Here is a 20,565-nt window from a genome sequence, read left to right on the forward strand (position 1 = left end):
AGGTCTCGCGGATCGGTGCCAGCAGCGGCACCGCGCCGAGGAAGGGCACGCCGAGCCGCTGCGCCTCGGCCTCGGCGCCGCCATGGCCGAAAATCTCGGTCCGCGTGCCGCAATTCGGGCAGCAGAAGAAGCTCATGTTCTCGACCACGCCGAGGATCGGCACCCGCACCTGACGGAACATCGAAATGCCGCGCCGCGCATCGAGCAGCGAGATGTCCTGCGGGGTGGAGACGATCACCGCGCCGGCGAGTTTCAGCCGCTGGGCGAGGGTGAGCTGCACGTCGCCGGTGCCGGGCGGCAGGTCGAGCACCATGACATCCAGCTCGGGCCAGGCGACCTGCGTCATCAGCTGGGTCAGCGCGTTGAGCACCATCGGCCCGCGCCAGACCATCGCGGTTTCCTCCTCGACGACATGGCCGATCGAGATCGCCTTCAGCCCCCAGGCCTCGATCGGCACGAGCTTGTTGCCCGCCATCTCGGGCTTGCCCTTCGTGCCGAGCATGCGCGGCAGCGAGGGGCCGTAGATGTCGGCATCGAGCAGGCCGACGCGCTTGCCCTGCCGCGCCAGCGCCACCGCGAGATTGACGGCGACGGTCGATTTCCCGACCCCGCCCTTGCCCGAGGCGACCGCGACGATCGAGCCCACCTGGCCGAGCAGCGTGCCCGGCTCCTGCGCCTGTGGCTGCGGGGCGGCGGCGCGCGGGGCGGTGAACATCACCGTCGCGTTGCGCACGCCCGGCATCGCGGCGAGATCGGCCTCCAGCGCCCGGCGCATCGGCTCCTGCCGCGCGGCATCCGCCTTCGCCACCATCAGCGCCACCTGCACCAGCCCCTCGCGGGTGGCGACGCTGTCCACCATGCCGGCGGGAATGCCCGCGCCCTCCGCCGTCCGGAAGGCGCCGATGCGCGCGCGCACCGCAGTTTCGTCTATCGCAGCCATGATCTGTCCTTGTCAGCCTCTGGGTCAGCCTGTGGTCGGGTTTACGCCACGCCGGCGCGTTGGGAAATCTGGCCGCGCAGCAGCGCCGGATCGCTCACCGGCAGCGAGCAGGCCTGGGCGCGGCAGACGAAGGCGGCCGGTTCGGCGGCGCTCTTGCCATGCGCCGGGTGGCCTTCCGGCAGCGCGGCGGCATCGCCCACCGGCAGCACCACCACCGCCGGGTCGAAATGGGCGAGGGCGGCGCGGTGCAGTGCGGCGAAGCGCGGATCGGCCGCATCGCCGACGATGACGACGCTCGCCCCCTCCTCCAGCAGTGCCGCCGCACCGAGCAGGGTGGGGAAGGCGGAAAGGGCGCGCCGCTCGCCGGTATGCGCGCCGATCAGCGCTGCCGCCGCATCGCGATGCGCGGCGCTGCCGGTCAGGTGATGCAGGATCGCCAGCCCCTCGGCGAACAGGCCGGCGCCGGAGGGGGTCGCGTTGTCGAACGAGGCGCGGGGGCGGATGCCGCCGGGCAGGTCGGCCGCGTCCGCGGCGGTGAGATGAAGCCCACCCTGGCCGTCGCCGAAGGCGGCCAGCGTTGCCCCGGCGATAAGCTCCGCCTGGTCGAGATAGGCGGCGCGCCCGGTCGCCTGGTAGAGGGCCAGGGTGGCGCGCAGCATCGCCGCCTGGTCGTCGAGCAGGCCGGAGGCCGAGATCCTGCCCCGGCGGATCGCATGGTCGAACCGCCCGTCCTCGCGGCCGAGCAGGGCGGTGACGGCACCGTGCGCCGCGATGGCGAGATCGAGCCAGTCCGGCCGGGCGAAGACCGCGCTCGCCCGCGCGAGGGCGGCGATGGCGAGGCCGTTCCAGTCGGCCAGGATCTTGTCGTCCCAGCCGGGGCGGACCCTGCCTTCGCGGGCGGCGAACAGGCGGGCGCGCAGGGCGGCGAGGCGCGCCTCTGTCTCGGGGTGTTCGGGGTGCGTGGCACGGGTGAGGATCAGCTTGCCCTCCCAGTTGCCGGCGGCGGGGCAGGGGTAGTGATCCTCGAACAGCGCCATGTCCGCCCCGAGCACGGATGCGATCTCGTCGCGCGTCCAGACATAGAACTTACCTTCCTCGCCCTCGGAATCGGCGTCTTCCGAGGCGGCGAAGGCGAGCGTCCCGTCCGGCGCGGGGTCGTGCCGCGCCCGCATGTCCCGCCGCAGCCACTCGACCAGTTCGGCGGCGCGGGCGGCGAGCAGCAGGTCCGGCTCGGCGGCATGGGCGAGGGCGAGCAGGTCGAGCAGCTGCGCGTTGTCGTAGAGCATCTTCTCGAAATGCGGCACCAGCCAGCTTTCATCGGTGGCGTAGCGGGCGAAGCCGCCGCCGAGATGGTCGCAGATGCCGCCCTGGGCCATGCGCGCGAGCATCAGCGCGACGACCGCGCCCGCCTCGTGCCGGCCGGTGCGGGCATATTCGCCCCAGAGGAAGCGGAAGATCGGCGCGTTGGGGAATTTCGGCGCGCCGCGCAGCCCGCCTTCCTCCCAGTCCATCATGCCGAGGAACCGCTCGGTCACCGCCGCGAGGTCGCCGGGGGCGATCGGTGCGCCGGGCTTCAGCTCGGCATGGGCGGCGATGCGCCTGAGCAGCGAGGCGCCGCTGCGGGCGAATTTCTCGCCGTCCTTTTTCCAGGCATCGGCGACCATTTCCAGCACCTGCCGGAACGAGGGCCGGCCCCAGCGCGGCTCGGGCGGGAAATAGGTGCCGCCGAAGATCGGCGCGCCATCCGGCGTCATGATCACGGTGAGCGGCCAGCCGCCCTGCTCGCCCATCGCCTGCACCGCGGTCATGTAGATGCCGTCGATGTCCGGCCGTTCCTCGCGATCGACCTTGATGTTGACGTAGAGCCGGTTCATCAGCGCCGCCGTCGCCGGGTCCTCGAAGCTCTCATGCGCCATCACGTGGCACCAGTGGCAGGCGGCATAGCCGATCGAGAGCAGGATCAGCCTGTTCGCCGCCCGTGCTGCCGCCAGCGTCGCGTCCGACCACATCTGCCAGTGGACCGGATTGTCGGCGTGCTGGAGCAGATAGGGCGAGGTGGCGTCGGCGAGGGTGTTGCGGTCGAGCGTGCTGGACATGGAGCTGCGGACTTTCTGAAGCGTTTCTGCTCCGGTAGATAGCAGTCCGGCGCCCGAACGCGAGGGCTCTTCCCGAGATTGATATGAAAGCTGAACGACATGAATGATGTTCCGGCGCAGCCTCCGTATTTCGCCCATCACGTCTTCGTCTGCGGCAATCACCGCCCGGAGGGACATCCGCGCGGCTCCTGCGGCGGCAAGGGATCGGAGAAACTGCGCGACTACATGAAGGCCCGCGCGAAGGAACTCGGGCTGCAGGGCGTGCGCATCAACGCCGCCGGCTGTCTCGACCGCTGCGAGCACGGGCCGACCGTGGTGATCTACCCGGCGGGGCGCTGGTATCGCGTGCCGGACCGCGACGCGGTGGACCGCATCCTGACCGAGGATTTGCAGGGCGGCCGCCCGGTCGCCGAGCTGATGCTGCCGGGCGAGGTCGCGCCGGCGAAATGAGTCTCGCTCCGTCCGACGTGATCTTCGCGCCGGCGAGCGGCGTCGGCGGCGCCATTTCGCTCCTCCGCCTCAGCGGGGCGGGGGTGGCGCGGGTGATCGGGGCGCTGGCCGGCAGCCTGCCGGCGCCACGCCGCGCCAGCCTGCGCAGTTTTCGCGATGGGCGGCGCGGAATCATCGACCGCGGGCTGCTGCTGTGGTTTCCCGGCCCGGCCAGCGTGACCGGCGAGGATTATGCCGAGTTCCACCTGCATGGCGGCCGGGCGGTGCGCGCGGCGATCACCGCCGCCCTGCTCGATCTCGGCGCGCGGCCGGCGGAACCGGGCGAGTTCTCCCGCCGCGCCTTTCTCAACAGCCGGCTCGACCTGCTGGAGGCCGAGGGCATCGCCGACCTGATCGACGCCGAGACCGAGGCGCAACGGCAACTCGCGCTCGACCTCGCGGGCGGGGCGATGAGTCGGGCGGTCGCCGCCTGGCGGGAGGCGCTGATCGGGCTGATGGCGCAGCTCGCGGCGCTGATCGACTTCGCGGATGAAGACCTGCCGGCGGAGGTGGAAGCCGCGATGCTGGCTTCGATGGCGCGGCTGCGCGACGAAATCGTTGCCGCCATCGGCGCCGGGCTTGCGGCCGAGCGGCTGCGCGAGGGGGTGGAGATCGTCGTGCTCGGCGCGCCGAATGCCGGCAAGTCCACCCTGGTCAACGCGCTTGCCGGCGAGGAGGTTGCGATCGTCTCCGACATTCCGGGGACGACGCGCGATGCGATCGGCGTGCGGCTCGATTTGGGTGGGGTTCCGGTGCGGCTGGTGGACACGGCGGGGCTGCGGCGGTCGGATGATGCGATCGAGGCGGAGGGCGTGCGCCGGGCCGAGGCCCATGCGCGCCGGGCTGATCTTTTGATCCTTTGCGGTGCTGCGCCCGATTTCGTAGTTCCCGACGCGCCTGCGGATGTGCCCGCGCTGCGGATCGCCACCAAGGCGGATCTGGGCGGTGCGGTGCCGGAGGGGATGCTGGCGGTGAGTGCCCGGACAGGCGCGGGGCTGGCGGAATTGCTGGCCGCGTTGCGCGCGCGGGTGGAGGCGTTGGTCGAGCGCGGCGCCGGGCCGGCGCTGCCGCGGCCCCGGCAGATCGCCTGCCTGCGCGATGTCGCGGCGGCGCTGGACCGCGCGCTTGCCATTGATGTGCCGGAATTGCGGGCCGAGGAGATGCAGGCGGCGGCGGCGGCGCTGGCCCGGCTGACCGGGACGATCGGCGTCGAGGACGTGCTCGACCAGGTATTTTCCAGCTTCTGCATCGGCAAATAGCCTTCCATCCGGCAAATGGTGCTATAGGCCCGCGCATGACGAGCTTGCGGGATATGTTCGATGTTGTGGTGATCGGGGGCGGCCATGCCGGCACCGAGGCGGCGGCGGCGGCGGCGCGGATGGGAGCGCGGACGCTGCTGCTGACCCACCGGCGGGACCGGATCGGCGAGATGTCGTGCAATCCGGCGATCGGCGGGATCGGCAAGGGGCATCTCGTCCGCGAGATCGACGCGCTGGATGGCATCATGGGCCGCGCCGCTGATGCCGCCTGCATCCATTTCAAGATGCTCAACCGCAGCAAGGGGCCGGCCGTCTGGGGGCCGCGCGCGCAGGCGGACCGGGGCCTGTATCGCGCGGCGGTGCAGGCGCTGCTGGCCGCGCAGGAGGGGCTGACGATCCTCGAAGGCGAGGCGGCGGACCTCGAACTGTCGGCGGATGGCGCGCTGGCGGCGGTGATCACCGGTGCGGGCGCGCGCATCGCCTGCCGGGCGGCGGTGCTGACCACCGGGACCTTTCTGCGCGGCGTGCTGCATTTTGGGGAGCGCACGGAGGAAGGCGGGCGGGTTGGCGATGCGGCGTCGAACGCGCTGTCGGCGCGGCTGCGCGGGCTGGGCCTGGCGCTTGGCCGGCTCAAGACCGGCACGCCGGCGCGGCTGGACCGGCGCTCGATCGACTGGGAGGCGCTGCCGGAGGACCGGGGCGAGGCGGAGCCCGCGCCGTTCAGCCTGCTGACCGGGCGGATCGCCAACCCGCAAATCTCCTGCCGGATCAGCGAGACGACGCCGGAGACCCATGCGATCATCAACGCCAACCTGCACCGCTCGGCGGTGTATGGCGGGCGGATCGACGGTGCGGGGCCGCGCTATTGCCCGTCGATCGAGGACAAGGTGGTGCGCTTCGCCGAGCGGCCGCGGCATCAGGTGTTTCTGGAGCCGGAGGGGCTGGAGGACGAAACGGTCTATCCGAACGGGATTTCGACCAGTCTGCCGGAAGAGGTGCAGGAAGCGTTCATCCGCACCATGCCGGGGCTTTCCCGCGCCGTGCTGCTGCGGCCGGGCTATGCGGTGGAATATGATTATGTCGACCCGCGCGAGCTCACCCATGCGCTGGCGCTGAAGAAGGTGCCGGGCCTGTTCCTGGCCGGGCAGATCAACGGCACCACCGGGTATGAGGAAGCCGGCGCGCAGGGGCTGCTGGCCGGGGTGAACGCGGCGCTGGTCGCGGCCGGACGGTCGATGGTCACGGTGCGCCGGCACGAGGGGTATATCGGCGTGCTGGTGGATGATCTGGTCACGCGGGGGGTCAGCGAGCCGTACCGGATGTTCACCTCGCGGGCGGAGCATCGGTTGAGCCTGCGGGCGGACAATGCCGATCTGCGGCTGACGCCACGCGGGCTGGACTGGGGATGTGTGGGCCCGGCGCGGCAGGCGGCGTTCGCGGCGCTGGCGGCAGCGGTTGCCACGGTCCGCGACGGTGGAGCCGGGAGCGAACAGGCGGCGGCGATCGTCGCGGCGGACCGGCTCTACGAGGGATATCTGACTCGGCAGGAAAGCGAGATCCGCGCGCGGGCCAAGGATGACGCCGTGCTGATTCCGCCGGATTTCGATTTTTCCGTGGTCGGCGGATTGTCGGCGGAGATCCGCGCCCGGCTCGAACGGGTCCGCCCGGAGACGCTGGGGGTCGCCGGGCGGCTTGAGGGCATGACGCCGGCGGCCCTGGGCGCGCTGTTCGCCGCCCTCCGCCGGCCGCGGCCGCTCGCGGCATGAGCGGCGGGGGCGGCGCGTCGGCGGGCGATGTTTCACGTGAAACACGGGAGCGGATCGAGGCGCTTGTTTCACGTGAAACATTGTCGCGGCTCGAAGCCTTCGCGGCGCTGATTCTTCGCTGGACCGCGCGAATCAATCTGGTCTCGCGCAAGGATGCCGCGCCTGCCGAAATCTGGAACCGACATATTCTCGATTCGCTCCAGATGCTGCCGCTCGTCCCGCAGGGTGCCTTCCGCGCCGCGGATCTCGGCTCAGGCGGCGGATTGCCCGGGCTGGTGCTGGCGATCGCCCGGCCGGAGATCGGTTTCACCCTGATCGAATCCGACCGGCGCAAGGCCGCATTCCTGCAAACCGCGATCGCCGAGCTGAAACTGAACGCCACCGTGCTGCCGGTGCGAATCGAGCAGGCCCGGCTCGAGCCCTCGCCGCTGGTGACGGCGCGTGCCCTGGCGGCTTTGCCCGTGCTGCTCGGCTATGCGGCGCCGCTGCTGGCCCCCGGCGGGGTTTGCCTGTTCCTCAAGGGGCGTGGCGCCGATGCCGAATTGACCGCGGCCGCCGAGGGCTGGCAGATGAGGGCGGAGCGGTTCCCCAGCCAGACGGATGCGGGTGCCGCGATTCTCCGGATCAGCGAGTTACGCCGTGCAGCCTAAGATCATCGCGATCGCCAACCAGAAAGGCGGGGTGGGCAAGACCACCACCGCGATCAATCTCGCGACGGCGCTGGCCGCGACGGGTGAGCGCGTGCTGCTGATCGATCTCGACCCGCAGGGCAATGCCAGCACCGGTTTCGGCATCGGCACCGACGAGCGCGGGATCGGCAGCTACGCGCTGATGACCGGCGAGGCGCCGGCGGCCAGCCTCGTGCTGCCGACCGAGGTGCCGGGCCTGCTGATCATTCCCGCGACCGAGGACCTGATCGGCGCCGATATCGAGTTCGCCGGCGCCGAGGGGCGGGAGCATCTGGTGCGGCGCGCGCTGGACGAGCCAGGGTTGGCCGGGCAGTTCGGCTATGTGTTCATCGACTGTCCGCCCGGCCTCGGCCTGCTGACGCTGAATGCGCTGGTGGCCGCCTCCTCGGTGCTGATCCCGCTGCAATGCGAGTTCTTCGCGCTGGAGGGAATCAGCCAGCTGATGCGGACGATCGATCTGGTGCGCCACTCGCTCAATCCGGGCCTGGCGCTGGAGGGGGTGGTGCTGACCATGCTGGACCGACGCAACAATCTCGCCCAGGCCGTGTCGGACGACGTGCGCGCCTATTTCGGCGGCCGCGTGTTCGACACCGCGATCCCGCGCAATATCCGCATCACCGAATCGCCGAGCCATGGCAAGCCGGTGCTGCTCTACGATTTCCGCTCGGTCGGCGCGCAGGCCTATGTGGCGCTCGCGGCTGAATTCCTGCAGCGGCAGAAGCCGGTGGAGGCTGGCGTATGAGCGCGCGGGAGACGCCGCGCCGGCTCGGCAAGGGGCTGGCGGAGCTGCTCGGGCCGGGCACCGTCGCGGCGGCCGGGCAGGCGGCCATGGGCGAGGGCGTTCGGCATGTGCCGGTCGCGGCGCTGCATCCCGGGCCGTTCCAGCCGCGCCAGGCGATGGACGAAACGGCGCTCGAGGAACTGGCCGCCTCGCTCAAGGCGCAGGGTGTATTGCAGCCGCTGCTGGTGCGGGCGGTGCCCGACAAGGCCGGGCAGTATCAGATCATCGCCGGAGAGCGCCGATGGCGGGCGGCACAGCGGGCGGGGCTGCACGAGGTGCCGGTGCTGGTGCGCGCCCTCTCCGACAGCGACGCGATGGCCGCGGGGCTGGTGGAGAACCTGCAGCGCCAGGATCTCGACCCGATCGAGGAGGCGGAAGGGTATCGCCGCCTGGTCGAGGAGTTCGGCCTGATCCAGGAGGAACTGGCGCGCGTGGTGGCGAAATCGCGCCCGCATGTCGCCAACATGATGCGGCTGCTCAACCTGCCGACCTCGGTGCAGAAGGCGTTGCGCGGCGGCGACCTGAGCGCCGGCCACGCCCGCGCCCTGTTGCAGCACCCCGATCCCGAAGCGGCGGCGCGGGCGATCGTCGCGAAGCGGCTGACGGTGCGGCAGACCGAGGCAATGGTGCAGGCGGCGCTGGTGCCGAAGCCGGGCCGGTCCCGCCGCGAGGCGACAGAGAACAGCGTGACGCGCAGCCTCGAAACCGAGCTCACCGCGTTGCTCGGCCTTCGGGTCAAGGTGACATTCGATGGCAAGGGCGGGTCGGTGTCGCTCGCCTATCAGGATCTCGACCAGCTCGACGGCATCCTCGCCCTGCTGCGCGGCGGCCAGTAAGCCGCCGCGGCGGGCGGCATCAGCCCATGTCGAGAAAGCCCGCCATCTCGCGGATCGGCCGCGCGGCGGCGAGCGATTCGATGTCCGGCACCGGTCGGGAGAGTTCCGGTCCCATTGCCGCGCCCATCGCCTCGATCGCCTTCGCGGTCTCGATCACCGCGCGGTCGCCGTGGCGGCGCCCGATGATCTGCACGCCGAACGGCATGCCGTCGGCATCGGTGCCGAGCGGCAGGCAGACCGACGGATGGCCGGCCAGGGTGACGGCATAGGCCAGCGCCAGCCAGTGGTAATAGGATTTCGTTGCCACGCCGTCGATTTCGGCCGGGAACAGCTCGGTCCATGGCCGGGGTTGGATGGTCACCGCCGGTGTGATCAGCACGTCATGCGTCGCGAAGAAGCGCTGCCAGGCTCCGTAGAGCGTGGTCTGCGCGTGCAGGGCGCGGGCGACGTCGGCCGCGGTGTAGCGCAGCCCTTCCTCGACATTGGCGCGGACATTGGGGCCGAGCCGGTCGGGGTCGGTGTGGTAGGTGGCGCCGAAGGAGGCCAGGAAATTGACGGCGCGGAGGATGGCGAAGGTCTCGTCCGCGTGGCGGCAGTCGGGGGTTGCGTCCTCGGCGCTGGCGAAGAGCGGGGCAAGGCGCGCGGCGCGGTCGGCGAAGAGGGCGCGGGTCTGACGCGAGGTGGGCGCGAAGCCGAAATCCGGGGTGAAGGCGGCGCGCAGCGTGCCGAGATCGGCGGCGGCCCGGGAAGCTGCCTCGTCGGTCGAGAGCGGCGCCGAGAGCATGTCGCGCGGATCGTGGCTGGCGGTGGCGTCGAACATCAGGGCGAGGTCGGCGGCGGAGCGCGCCATCGGGCCGAGCACGCCGAGGCCGGAGGGGCCGAGCAGGCGCTTTTCCGAGGGGAACAGGCCGGGCGAGGGGCGCATGCCGACGATGCCGCAAAACGACGCCGGGTTGCGCAGGCTGCCGCCCATGTCCGAGCCGGTGGCGAGCGGGACCATGGCGGTGGCGAGGGCGACGGCCGAGCCGCCGGAGGAGCCGGCGGCGGATTTGGTGGGATCGAACGGGTTGCCGGTGGCGCCATAGACGAGGTTGCGGGTATTGCCGCCGGCGCCGAATTCCGGCGTGTTGGTCTTGCCGAGGACGATTCCGCCCGCCGCCCGGATGGTGGCGACGAGGTGCTGGTCGGTCTTCGGCACATTGTCGCGGAACATCAGGCTGCCATAGGTCGTGCGCAGCCCCTCGGTATCCTCCAGGTCCTTGATGCCGAGCGGCAGGCCATGCAGCCGGCCGAGGCGGTTGCCCGCCATCACCGCGTCCTCGGCGGCATGGGCAGCGGCGCGGGCGCGCTCGAAATCGCGCGCGACCATCGCATTGACGGCGTGATCGACGCGCTCGATGCGGGCGATGCAGCTTTCGGTGAGTTCGACGGGGGAGAGCTTCCGGCTGCCGATCAGGCGGCGCGCTTCGGTCGCTGGCAGGTCGCAGGGTTCGGTCATCGCGGGCGAACATCCTCTGGCTGGGGTCGGATGCGATAACGCCCCGGCGATGCCGCCTGGTCAAGCCGGTCTGCCGCCGCTTTCGTGCATCGGCCGGAACGGGTAATCTCCGCCGCGCCGGGCCTCGGACGCCGCGGCGGGGGAGAGACGGACGTGCGGGAAGCGAGCAAGTCGATCATGCGGCGCCTGACCGATTCGCGATTCGCCACGCGATATTTCGTGGGCGAGGGGATCGATATCGGCTCGGGCCCGGACCCGATTTCCTTCTACGCCGAGCTGTTCCCGCTCATGCGCGAGGTGCGGAGCTGGGATCTCGCGGACGGCGATGCCCAGTATCTCGAGGGTGTGCCGGACGCGAGCTTCGATTTCGTGCACTCCTCGCACTGCCTCGAACACATGCGCGACCCGCTGGTGGCGCTGCGCAACTGGCTGCGGGTGCTCAAGCCGGGCGGGCACATGGTGGTTCTGGTGCCCGATGAGGATCTGTACGAACAGGGCGTTTTCCCCTCGACGTTCAACGCCGATCACAAATGTACCTTCACGCTGTACAAGAAGACGACCTGGAGTCCCCGCTCGGTGAACGTGCTGGCCCTGATCGCGCAGCTCGACGGCGTGATGCCGCTGAAGGTCGAATTGCTGGATTCGACCTTTCTCTACCGCATGGAGCGCATGGACCAGACGATGCTGCCGGCGTCCGAATGCGCGATCGAGGTCGTGCTGCGCAAGGCCACCGCGGCGGAGGCTGCGCGTGGCGGGCGGCTGCCGGAGCCGCGGAACTGATATTGCCGCCGGCGGGCGGGTTTGCTCTTCTGGCGGGAAGGCGACGGACGGACAAAGGAGCAGGACAATGGAAATCTGGCGAAGCGGCGCGCGGGACTCAACGCCTGGACCCCAGGCGTATTTTACCGGATCGGTGCGGATCGATCCGGTCAACACGGCGCCGGAGCCGGCGCGGGTCGCGGCGGCGCATGTCACCTTCGAGCCCGGGGCGCGGACGGCCTGGCACACGCATCCGCTCGGGCAGACGCTGATCGTCACGTCGGGACTCGGCTGGGTGCAGCGCGAGGGCGGGCCGGTCGAGGAGATCCGGCCGGGTGACGTGGTGTGGTTCGCGCCGGGCGAGCGGCACTGGCATGGCGCCACGCCGACGACGGGAATGAGCCATTACGCGATCCAGGAGCGGCTCGATGGTTCGGCCGTCACCTGGCTCGAGCATGTGACGGGCGACGAGTACCGCCGCTGACGTCCGAAATGCGTCTCCGCGGTTGCGGCCGCGGGAGATTGGAGAATATATATAAAAGGTAGAAACGTCGCCCTGACCCGTGTTGAGTGGCGCGGGCCGGCGGCGGCATCAGGCAAGACAGACGAGAATGCGCGCAGGCGCGATCAACGGCGGAGGAACGGAGCGGATATGCAGGTGATGATCATCGGGGCCGGGGGCATGCTCGGCCGCAAGCTGGCGGCGCGGATCGCGGCCGACGGGGCGCTGGAGGGCAAGCCGGTCGAGGCGCTGAGCCTGATCGACGTGGTCGCGCCGGAGGCGCCGGCGGGGTTTGCGGGAAAGGCGTCCTGCGAGGCGGCGGATCTTTCGGCGCCGGGCGTTGCCGCCGCACTGGTCGCCGCACGGCCGGAGGTGATCGTGCATCTCGCCGCCATCGTCTCGGGCGAGGCGGAGGCGGATTTCGACAAGGGATATCGCATCAATCTCGACGGCACCCGCCTGCTGTTCGAGGCGATCCGGGCGGAGGCGGCGAAGGCGCCCTACCGGCCGCGCGTGGTGTTCACCTCGTCGATCGCGGTGTTCGGCGCGCCCTTCCCGGAGGTGATCGACGACGAGTTCTTCTGCGCGCCGCTGACCAGCTATGGCGCGCAGAAGGCGATCGGCGAGCTGCTGCTCAACGACTACACGCGGCGCGGCTTCATGGACGGCATCGCGATCCGGCTGCCGACGATCTGCATCCGTCCCGGCAAGCCGAACGCGGCGGCCTCGGGCTTCTTCTCGAACATCCTGCGCGAGCCGCTGGTGGGGCAGGAGGCGGTGCTGCCGGTGGAGGAGAGCGTGCGGCACTGGCATGCGAGCCCGCGCGCGGCGGTGGGTTTCCTGGTCCGCGCGGCGTCGATGGATCTCGCCCCGCTCGGCAACCGGCGGACGCTGAACCTGCCCGGCCTGTCGGCCACGGTGGGCGAGCAGATCGAGGCGCTGCGGCGGGTGGCCGGCGAGCGGGCGGTGAAGCTGATCCGCCGCGTGCCTGACCCGACCATCGCGCGGATCGTCGCCGGCTGGCCGGAGAATTTCACCGCGACACGGGCGAAGACGCTCGGCTTCGCGGCGGAGACGACATTCGACGAGATCATCCGCGTGCATATCGAGGATGAGCTTGGCGGCAGTCTGCCGGGCTAGAGCATCATCCGATCGGATGGAGTCATCTGATCGGATGAAGAGGCTCTAGGTATCAACGAGATAGAGCACGACATCCGATCGATCAGGATCGGAACGTGCTCTAACGGCGCAACGGGACGGGAGCGGGATGATGAGCAGGATCGCGATGGTGACGGGGGCCGGCAGCGGCGTGGGGCGGGCGGCGACGCTCGCGCTGCTGGCCGATGGCTGGACGGTGGCGCTGGTCGGGCGGCGGCGCGAGGCGCTGGAGGAGACGATTGACGAGGCGGGCGCGGGGGCCAAGGCCGAGGCGTTTCCGGCGGATATTACCGATCCTGACGCGGTGGAGGCGCTGTTCGCGGCGGTGCGCGCACGGTTCGGGCGGCTCGACCTGCTGTTCAACAACGCCGGCAACAACGTGCCGACCACCAATTTCGGCGACATGACCTGGGCGCAGTGGCGGCACGTCATCGCGGTCAATCTCGATGGCGCGTTTCTCTGCGCCAACGCCGCCTTCCGGATGATGCGCGACCAGGCGCCGCGCGGCGGGCGGATCATCAACAACGGCTCGATCTCGGCGCATGTGCCGCGGCCCGGCTCGGCGGCCTATACGGCGAGCAAGCACGCGATCACCGGGCTGACGCGCACCATCGCGCTGGACGGGCGGGCGCATGATATCGCCTGCGGTCAGATCGATATCGGCAACGCCGCCACCCCGATGACGCGGCGGATGACCACCGGCGTGCCACAGGCGGACGGCTCGATGAAGGCGGAGCCGACGATGGATGTCGAGTCGGTGGGGCGGACGCTGGTCTACATGGCCGGGCTGCCCGCGGATGCGAACGCGCTGTTCGTCACCGTGATGGCGACCAACATGCCCTTCGTCGGCCGCGGCTGATGTTTGCATCCCCCGCACCCGGCCCGGCGCGAGGCGGGTCGGGTGCGGCGGGTTCGGGAAACCGTCAGTTCAGGCGGTCGAGGATCGAGACGTAGTTGGCGACCCCGGCGCCGCCCATGTTGTAGATGCCGGCGAGGTCGGCGCGGGGGAGCTGCATGTCGCCGGCGGTGCCGGTGAGCTGCATCGCCGCCATCACATGCATCGAGACACCGGTGGCGCCGACCGGGTGGCCCTTGGATTTCAGCCCGCCGGAGCGGTTGACCGGCAGCCTTCCATCCGGCGCGGTGATGCCCTCCAGCACGGCGCGCGCCCCCTGGCCGCGCGGGACGAGGCCCATCGCCTCGTATTCGATCAGCTCGGCGATGGTGAAGCAGTCATGCGTCTCGACGAAGGACAGGTCGTCGAGCGTGAGGCCGGCGGCGGCGAGCGCCTGCGCCCAGGCGCGTTCGCCGGCTTCGAACCTTGTCGGGTCGCGGCGGGAGAGCGGTAGGAAATCATTCACATGGGCGGCGGCCCGGAAACGCACGGCCTGCGGCAAGGCGCGGGCGGTGTCCTCGTCGGTCAGAATGAGGGACGCGGCGCCGTCGCTGACCAGCGAGCAGTCGGTGCGCTTCAACGGGCCGGCGACGATAGGATTTTTTTCCGATTCACGGCGGCAGAACTCGAAGCCGAGATCGCGGCGCATCTGCGCGTAGGGATTGTCGACCCCGTTGCGGTGGTTCTTCGCGGCGATGGCGGCCAGCGCGTCGGACTGGTCGCCGAAGCGCTGGAAATAGCTCTCGGCGATGCGGCCGAACACACCGGCGAACCCGGCCTGGATGTCGCCCTCCTCGCGCCGGTAGCAGGCGCCGAGGAGGTTTTCGCCGACCTGCTCCTTGGGGCAGGCGGTCATCTTCTCACCGCCGAGAACCAGCGCGATGCGGCCGCGGCCGGCGGCGATGAAATCCCGCGCCGCATGGATGGCGGCGGAGCCGGAGGCGCAGGCGTTCTCGTAACGCGTCGCCGGCTTGAAGCGGAGTTCGGGGACGGCCTGCATCGGCAGCGAGGAGGGGAAATCCTGCCTGGTGAAGCCGTTGTTGAAGTTGCCGACGAAGACGGCGTCGATCTCGTTCGGGTCGATCCCGGCATGGGCGATGGCGCCGGTGGCGGCCTCGGCCAGGAGATCCTCGAGATCGGGGCTGTCGGATTTGCCGAAACGCGTGTGCGCCCAGCCGGCGATGGCGGTGCTGGTCATGGTGGTCTCCTCGCGGTGCCGCGCAAGCGTGCGGCGTTTTCACGAATATGGGACGCGCCTGCCGCCGAGGGCAAGATGGCGGATCAGAGCTCCGCCACCTCGGCGACGCCGCGGATCATCTTCATCGCCTGGGCGAGGCGGGGCGAGACGTTGAAGCCGCCGGGCAGTGCGATGTCGAGCCGGGCACCGGTGTCGATCCGCGGGGCGAGCAGCACGCGGCCCTTGCCGCGGCCCTCGCGCTCCAGCAGCGCTCGGATCGAGCCGAGCGCCTCGCGCCCCTCGACGGTGATGCGCAGCCCCGCGCCGGCATTGGCCGCCGCCTTGTCGAGCGGTTCGACATCGACCGCGGTGACGCGCAGGCTTTCGCCATCGAGCCGCAGATCGGCGGTGACGAGCAGCATCGCGCCCTCGGCGAGCAGCTCGCGCGCGGTGGCGAGGAGTTCGGAGAACAGCGTGACCTCGAAGCCGCCGGCCTGGTCGGACAGCATGACCCAGGCCATGCGGCTGCCGGTGCGGGTGGTGCGCTCCTTGCGGCCGACCACGGCGCCGGCGAGCTTGACCCGGCCGATGCCGGCCTTCGCCCGCGCCTCGATCAGGTTCGAGGGAACGACGCCGAGGCGGCGCAGCACGGTGTCGTAGGCATCGAGCGGGTGGGCGGTAAGGTGATAGCCCACCGCCTCGGCCTCGAAGCTCAGCCGCTCGAAGGCCGGCCAGTCCGGCACGTCGGGCAGGGGCAGGGGTTCGGGGGCGGCGGCGTCGCCGAACAGGTTGATCTGGCCGGAGGCGCGGGATTCGGCTTCGGCCTGGGCGCGGCGGACCAGCAGCTCGGCGCCGGCGGCGACGCGGGCGCGGTTGGGGTCGATCCGGTCGAAGGCGCCGGCGCGGGCGAGCTGCTCGATCTGCGCCTTGTTGAGCGCACGGGGATCGACGCGGGCGGCGAAATCGGCGAGGTCGGCGAAGGGGCGGTTGGCGCGGGCGCGCACCACGTCCTGCATCGCGCCGGCGCCGACGCGCTTGATCGCGGCGAGGGCGTAGCGGATGGCGAGCGTGCCGTCCGCCTGGCGTTCGACGGTGAAATCGGCCGCAGAGGCGTTGATGTCAGGCGGCAGGACGGGAATGCCGATCCGCACCGCGTCCTGTTTGAGGGCGGCGAGTTTCTCGTGGTTGGCCTGGGACAGGCTCATCGAGGCGGCGATGAAGGCGGCGGGGTGGTTCGCGCGCAGCCAGGCGGTCTGGTAGGAGACCAGCGCGTAGGCGGCGGCGTGGGATTTGTTGAAGCCGTAATCGGCGAATTTCGCCATCAGGTCGAACACCTCGACGGCCTTGGCCTCGGCGGTGCCGCGCGCGACCGCGCCCTCGACGAAGATTTTCCGCTGCGCCTCCATCTCGGCGCGGATCTTCTTGCCCATGGCGCGGCGCAGCAGGTCGGCGGCGCCGAGGCTGTAGCCCGCCATTTTCTGGGCGATCTGCATGACCTGCTCCTGGTAGACCATGATGCCGTAGGTCTCGGAGAGGATCTCGTGGATCGACGGGTCGGGGCTTTCCCAGGATTCGCCGTGTTTGCGGGCGCAATAGGCGGGGATGTTGGCCATCGGGCCCGGGCGGTTGAGGGCGACGGCGGCGATCAGGTCCTCGAACCGGTCGGGGCGCATCTGGCGCAGCACGTCGCGGAAGCCCTGGGTTTCGAACTGGAACACGCCGCCGGCCTCGGCGCGGGAGAGCATTTCGTAGGTTTTCGCATCGTCGAGCGGGATCTTCGCGATGTCGACCGGGGTACCGAGGCCGTCGAGGAAGTTCAGCGCGCGGCTGATGATGGTCAGCGTGGTCAGGCCGAGGAAGTCGAACTTCACGAGGCCGGCCTGTTCGACATGCTTCATCGAATACTGGGTGATGAGCATGTCCGAGCGCGGGTCTTTGTAGAGCGGGACAAGCTCGTCCAGCGGGCGGTCGCCGATGACGACGCCGGCGGCATGGGTGGAGGCGTGGCGGTAGAGGCCCTCGACCTGCATCGCGATCTCGATCAGGCGCTTCACCGATTCATCGGAGTCCCGCATCTCGCGCAGGCGGGGCTCGGCATCCACGGCCTCGGCCAGCGGGATCGGCTTGGCCGGGTTGTTGGGCACGATCTCGGCGACCTTGTTGACCTGGCCATAGGGCAGGCCGAGCACGCGGCCGACGTCGCGCACCGCGGCGCGGGCCTGGAGCTTGCCGAAGGTGATGATCTGGGCGACGCGGTCTGCACCGTATTCGCGGCGGACATAGGCGATCACCTCGTCGCGCCGCTCCTGGCAGAAATCGATGTCGAAATCCGGCATCGAGACGCGCTCGGGGTTGAGGAAGCGCTCGAACAGCAGGTTGAAGGGGATCGGGTCGATATCGGTGATCAGCAGCGCCCAGGCGGCGAGCGAGCCGGCGCCCGAGCCGCGGCCGGGGCCGACCGGGATGCCCTGGGATTTCGCCCACTGGATGAAGTCGGCCACGATCAGGAAGTAGCCGGGGAAGCCCATCTGCTCGATGATGCCGAGTTCGAGGGCGAGGCGCTCGCGGTATTTCGCCGCCGTCGCCGCATCGGCGTTCATCGCGGCGAGGCGGAGCGCGAGGCCTTCCTCGGCCATGGCGCGGAGGGTTTCCGCCTCGGTCGCGCCGTCGCGCACCTTGGGGCAGATCGGCAGCAGCGGCTTGCGGGTGGGGGCGGCGATGGCGCAGCGCCGGGCGATGGCCAGCGTGTTGTCGCAGGCATCGGGCAGGTCGGCGAAGCGGCGGCGCATCTCCGCCGCCGGCTTGAACCAGTGATGCGGTGTTACGCGGCGGCGCTCGGCCTCGGAGAGAACCCGGCCTTCGGCGATGCAGAGCAGCGCGTCATGCGCCTCGTGCATCGTCTCGGTGGCGAAGAAGCATTCGTTGGTGGCGACGAGCGGCAGGCCGGCTTCGTCCGCCAGCGTGATCAGCCCTGGCTCGACCGCGCGCTCGGTTGGCAGGTCGTGACGTTCCAGCTCGACGGCGAGACGGTCGGGGAAGGTTTCGGCGAGGGCGGCGAGCAGGCGCGCGGCCTCGGGGCGCTGGCCGTCGCCGAGCAGGCGGCCGACCGGGCCGAAGCGGCCGCCGGTGAGGAGGAACAGGCCCTCGTGATGGTCGCGCAGCGTATCGAGGCTGATTTGCGGGCGGAGGCCGGGTTCGGTGTCGAGAAAGCTGCGGGAGGAGAGTTTCGAGAGATTGGCGAAGCCGGTGGCGTCCTTCGCGAGCAGCACCAGCGGGTCGGGCGGCAGCCGCGGCAGGTCGGTTCGGGCAAGGCCGATCTGGCAGCCGACGATGGGCTGCACGCCCTTGCCCATGCAGGCCTGGGAGAACTCGATCGAGCCGAACAGGTTCGAGGTGTCGGTGATGGCGACGGCGGGCATCGCGTTGTCGCGCGCGAGGGTGGCGATCTTGTCCGGCTTGATGGCGCCTTCGGAGAGGGAATAGGCGGAGTGGACGCGGAGATGGACGAAATCGGCGTGCGGCATGAGGCCGCTCTAGCACGAACCGGCCGGGCCGGTCAGCCGGCCAGGTCGAGTTCGCTGCAGACGCGGTTGCGGCCGAGTTCCTTGGCCCGGTAGAGTGCCGCATCTGCGCGGCTGACCCAGCTCGCGAGGTTTTCGCCGCCGATGAACTGGGCGACGCCGGCGGACAGGGTAACCTGGGTCAGCTGCTGGCCCGAGGAACGCTTGACCAGTTTGCGATCGGCCATCGACTGGCAGATCTGCCGTGCCACGGAAATGGCCGATCTGAGATCCGCTCCGGCGAGCAGCACCGCGAATTCCTCGCCGCCATAGCGGGCGACGGTGTCGCGGCCCTTGACGCTGTCGGACAGCAGGCGCGCGACGAGGCGGAGGATCAGGTCACCGGTCTGGTGGCCATGGACGTCGTTGAACCATTTGAAGTTGTCGATATCGAACAGGACGAGGCAGGCGACGAGCGGGGCCGCGCCGCGCGTCTGGGTGATGAACCGCCGTGCCTTGGTGTCGAAGGCGCGGCGGTTGGTGATGGCCGTCAGGGAATCGGTGGTGGCTTCCGCCCGGGCGACGCTGAGGGACTGCCTTAGCCGGTTGATCCGCTGGACCGAGTTCGCGAGTTTTTCCTCGAGCGCACGGTTGCGCGCGGCGGCGCGGGTGGTTTCCGCCGTCAGCGCCGCGACCGCGGCAACGAGACTCGCGATGGTCGGCTCATGGTCGAGGCGTTTCGCCCAGCCGGCGAGCGTGTCGCCATAGTCCCTGAGCGCGGACTGATTGCCGGTGATATGGCCGACAAGCGTGTCCGCGGCTTCCTGCAGACCCAGCACGTTGCTCGCGAGGTCCTCGCTGACGGACGAGTCATTGAAGAAGCGCGCGTGCAGCGACTCGATCGCGTCCGGCGTGAGGTTCGCAAGATTCGGGTGGTGCTGGTCGATAAAGTCGCAAAGGGTCGGGTTGTCGCCCCTGCGATAGGCGAAACAGATCTCATAGGCGTGCGGCGTCGGCACGATGCCATGCAGCGCCATCTCGGCCCAGACGGCCTGCGCGACGCCGATGATCGCGACATTGCTGTCGTCGTCGGGCGCGTTGTCAGAAAGAGGAGACCGGTTGATCACCTGTTGCATGAGTCATTGCTATCATCCACAGGTAAAGCCCCGGTTAAATCCGGCGATGACAACAAGTCATTCTTGGCTGTTATACAATAATAAGAAAATAGTCGTATATTGAGACGCGCCGTTTCCGTCCCGCGCATGGAACGGAAACGGTCACGGTTCAGCGGGACAGGCCGTCGAGCCGGCCTTCGAGGGCGGCGGCGAGGATGCGGCGCAGGGCGGCGGTGTCGGCCGGGCGGGGATTGTCCGGCGTGTTCGGATCGCGGAAGGCTTCCTCGGAAAGCTGGTCGAGCATCGGCGCGGTGACGCCCAGCGCCTCCACCGTGTGCGGGATGCCAAGCGCCTTCCGCAGGTCGATCACCCAGTCGCGGAAGCCCTCGAACCCGCCCCCGATGCCGAGGCAGCGCGCGACCTGCACGATTTTCGGCTCGATCGCCGGGCGGTTGAATTCCAGCACGTAGGGCATCAGCACGGCGTTGGTCAGGCCGTGATGGGCGTGGCAGTGCGCGCCGATCGGGTGGCTGAGCGAATGGATCGCGCCGAGGCCCTTCTGGAAGGCGGTCGCGCCCATCGAGGCGGCGGCGAGCATGGTGCCGCGGGCGGCGAGGTTGCGGCCATCGGTCGTCGCGGTGACGAGGCTGCCATGGATCAGCCGCATCCCCTCGACGGCGACGCCGTCCGCCATCGGGTGCCAGGCGTCGATGCAATAGGCTTCGAGATTGTGGGCGAGCGCGTCCATCCCGGTCCAGGCGGTGAGGGTCGCGGGCAGGCCGATGGTGAGTTCGGGATCGAGCATGACGAGGCGCGGCAGCATCTGCGGGTGCAGCAGGATCACCTTGCGGGCGGCCTCCTCGTCGGTGATGACCGAGGCGCGGCCGACTTCCGAGCCGGTGCCGGCGGTGGTCGGCACCGCGAGAATGGGCACCATTGGCCGGTCGAGCGCGGGGGCGGCGAGGGTGATCTCGAAATCCCAGAGCGGCCGGTCGGTCGCGGCGGCGAGGGCGATGGTCTTGCCGCAATCGAGCGCGCTGCCGCCGCCGATCGCGACGACGAGATCCGCCTCGTGCGCGCGGAAGGCGGCAACGCCGGCGGCGAC

The 20,565-nt window shown here is 70.1% G+C and carries 17 protein-coding genes; 10 read left to right on the forward strand and 7 right to left on the reverse strand.

Annotated elements, in window-relative coordinates; genetic code table 11:
* On the reverse strand, window positions 1–940 hold a 940-nt coding region (locus tag APM_RS15610), incomplete at its 3' end, for an Mrp/NBP35 family ATP-binding protein (protein WP_007424350.1).
* Between the two features lie 41 nt (window positions 941–981).
* Entirely contained in the window at window positions 982–3,036 is a 2,055-nt protein-coding gene (locus tag APM_RS15615; protein ID WP_007424352.1) for a thioredoxin domain-containing protein, read from the reverse strand.
* 99 nt (window positions 3,037–3,135) lie between these two features.
* Between APM_RS15615 and APM_RS15620 the strand changes: the two genes are divergently transcribed.
* The 6 genes from APM_RS15620 to APM_RS15645 are packed head-to-tail and all read left to right on the forward strand — an operon-like array spanning window position 3,136 to window position 8,856.
* The gene (locus tag APM_RS15620) at window positions 3,136–3,486 is read left to right on the forward strand and encodes a ferredoxin (RefSeq protein WP_007424351.1); all 351 of its coding nucleotides are present in this window, start codon (window positions 3,136–3,138) and stop codon (window positions 3,484–3,486) included.
* Window positions 3,483–4,784, forward strand: a complete 1,302-nt coding sequence (gene mnmE / locus APM_RS15625; protein ID WP_007424353.1) for a tRNA uridine-5-carboxymethylaminomethyl(34) synthesis GTPase MnmE — start codon at window positions 3,483–3,485, stop codon at window positions 4,782–4,784. The genes APM_RS15620 and mnmE overlap by 4 nt, the downstream gene beginning before the upstream one ends.
* A 35-nt stretch (window positions 4,785–4,819) precedes the next feature.
* Window positions 4,820–6,550 (forward strand): tRNA uridine-5-carboxymethylaminomethyl(34) synthesis enzyme MnmG, encoded by a 1,731-nt coding sequence (mnmG, locus tag APM_RS15630; protein WP_007424354.1) that lies wholly within the window; start codon window positions 4,820–4,822, stop codon window positions 6,548–6,550.
* Window positions 6,547–7,200 carry a 16S rRNA (guanine(527)-N(7))-methyltransferase RsmG gene (rsmG, locus tag APM_RS15635; RefSeq protein WP_007424355.1) on the forward strand — a complete coding sequence of 218 codons (654 nt, stop codon included), beginning with the start codon at window positions 6,547–6,549 and terminating at the stop codon, window positions 7,198–7,200. Before mnmG ends, rsmG begins: the two co-directional genes overlap by 4 nt.
* A complete protein-coding gene (locus tag APM_RS15640) occupies window positions 7,190–7,981 on the forward strand; it encodes a ParA family protein (RefSeq protein WP_007424356.1) in 792 nt (263 codons plus the stop codon). Before rsmG ends, APM_RS15640 begins: the two co-directional genes overlap by 11 nt.
* Entirely contained in the window at window positions 7,978–8,856 is an 879-nt protein-coding gene (locus tag APM_RS15645) for a ParB/RepB/Spo0J family partition protein (RefSeq protein ID WP_007424357.1), read from the forward strand. The genes APM_RS15640 and APM_RS15645 overlap by 4 nt, the downstream gene beginning before the upstream one ends.
* Before the next feature lie 19 nt (window positions 8,857–8,875).
* On the opposite strand, the gene APM_RS15650 is transcribed toward APM_RS15645, so the two are convergent.
* Window positions 8,876–10,354: an amidase gene (locus APM_RS15650; protein ID WP_007424358.1), complete on the reverse strand. Its 1,479-nt coding sequence runs from the start codon at window positions 10,352–10,354 to the stop codon at window positions 8,876–8,878.
* Window positions 10,355–10,507: 153 nt separating this feature from the next.
* On the opposite strand from APM_RS15650, the gene APM_RS15655 reads away from it, so the two are divergent.
* The 4 genes from APM_RS15655 (at window position 10,508) to APM_RS15670 (ending at window position 13,632) form a co-directional block, all read left to right on the forward strand.
* Window positions 10,508–11,134: a class I SAM-dependent methyltransferase gene (locus APM_RS15655; protein ID WP_007424359.1), complete on the forward strand. Its 627-nt coding sequence runs from the start codon at window positions 10,508–10,510 to the stop codon at window positions 11,132–11,134.
* Between the two features lie 67 nt (window positions 11,135–11,201).
* Complete coding sequence (locus APM_RS15660; protein WP_007424360.1) at window positions 11,202–11,597, forward strand: cupin domain-containing protein; 396 nt, start codon at window positions 11,202–11,204, stop codon at window positions 11,595–11,597.
* 177 nt (window positions 11,598–11,774) lie between these two features.
* Window positions 11,775–12,755 carry a D-erythronate dehydrogenase gene (denD, locus tag APM_RS15665; RefSeq protein WP_241763174.1) on the forward strand — a complete coding sequence of 327 codons (981 nt, stop codon included), beginning with the start codon at window positions 11,775–11,777 and terminating at the stop codon, window positions 12,753–12,755.
* Window positions 12,756–12,882: 127 nt separating this feature from the next.
* On the forward strand, window positions 12,883–13,632 hold the full coding sequence (locus tag APM_RS15670; protein ID WP_007424362.1) for an SDR family oxidoreductase: 750 nt from the start codon (window positions 12,883–12,885) through the stop codon (window positions 13,630–13,632).
* Between the two features lie 64 nt (window positions 13,633–13,696).
* Here the strand turns inward: APM_RS15670 and APM_RS15675 are convergent, their stop codons facing one another.
* From APM_RS15675 to APM_RS15690, 4 genes are all read right to left on the reverse strand, one after another.
* On the reverse strand, window positions 13,697–14,866 hold the full coding sequence (locus tag APM_RS15675) for an acetyl-CoA acetyltransferase (protein ID WP_007424363.1): 1,170 nt from the start codon (window positions 14,864–14,866) through the stop codon (window positions 13,697–13,699).
* An 83-nt stretch (window positions 14,867–14,949) separates the two neighbouring features.
* On the reverse strand, window positions 14,950–18,369 hold the full coding sequence (gene dnaE, locus APM_RS15680) for a DNA polymerase III subunit alpha (protein ID WP_007424364.1): 3,420 nt from the start codon (window positions 18,367–18,369) through the stop codon (window positions 14,950–14,952).
* 32 nt (window positions 18,370–18,401) lie between these two features.
* The gene (locus APM_RS15685) at window positions 18,402–19,481 is read right to left on the reverse strand and encodes a GGDEF domain-containing protein (RefSeq protein ID WP_007424365.1); all 1,080 of its coding nucleotides are present in this window, start codon (window positions 19,479–19,481) and stop codon (window positions 18,402–18,404) included.
* 148 nt (window positions 19,482–19,629) lie between these two features.
* Window positions 19,630–20,565, reverse strand: a 936-nt coding sequence (locus APM_RS15690) for an iron-containing alcohol dehydrogenase (protein ID WP_007424366.1), incomplete at its 5' end; no start/stop codon positions are given.

The sequence above is a fragment of the Acidiphilium sp. PM genome (assembly GCF_000219295.1).
GTDB lineage: Bacteria > Pseudomonadota > Alphaproteobacteria > Acetobacterales > Acetobacteraceae > Acidiphilium > Acidiphilium multivorum.

Coding starts and splice junctions, on each gene's coding strand:
- APM_RS15615 (WP_007424352.1), bottom strand. CDS start 3,036: ATGTCCAGCACGCTCGACCGCAACACCCTCGCCGACGCCACCTCGCCC.
- APM_RS15670 (WP_007424362.1), top strand. CDS start 12,883: ATGATGAGCAGGATCGCGATGGTGACGGGGGCCGGCAGCGGCGTGGGG.
- APM_RS15650 (WP_007424358.1), bottom strand. CDS start 10,354: ATGACCGAACCCTGCGACCTGCCAGCGACCGAAGCGCGCCGCCTGATC.
- mnmE (WP_007424353.1), top strand. CDS start 3,483: ATGAGTCTCGCTCCGTCCGACGTGATCTTCGCGCCGGCGAGCGGCGTC.
- rsmG (WP_007424355.1), top strand. CDS start 6,547: ATGAGCGGCGGGGGCGGCGCGTCGGCGGGCGATGTTTCACGTGAAACA.
- APM_RS15675 (WP_007424363.1), bottom strand. CDS start 14,866: ATGACCAGCACCGCCATCGCCGGCTGGGCGCACACGCGTTTCGGCAAA.
- denD (WP_241763174.1), top strand. CDS start 11,775: ATGATCATCGGGGCCGGGGGCATGCTCGGCCGCAAGCTGGCGGCGCGG.
- APM_RS15685 (WP_007424365.1), bottom strand. CDS start 19,481: ATGCAACAGGTGATCAACCGGTCTCCTCTTTCTGACAACGCGCCCGAC.
- APM_RS15645 (WP_007424357.1), top strand. CDS start 7,978: ATGAGCGCGCGGGAGACGCCGCGCCGGCTCGGCAAGGGGCTGGCGGAG.
- APM_RS15660 (WP_007424360.1), top strand. CDS start 11,202: ATGGAAATCTGGCGAAGCGGCGCGCGGGACTCAACGCCTGGACCCCAG.
- mnmG (WP_007424354.1), top strand. CDS start 4,820: ATGACGAGCTTGCGGGATATGTTCGATGTTGTGGTGATCGGGGGCGGC.
- dnaE (WP_007424364.1), bottom strand. CDS start 18,369: ATGCCGCACGCCGATTTCGTCCATCTCCGCGTCCACTCCGCCTATTCC.
- APM_RS15620 (WP_007424351.1), top strand. CDS start 3,136: ATGAATGATGTTCCGGCGCAGCCTCCGTATTTCGCCCATCACGTCTTC.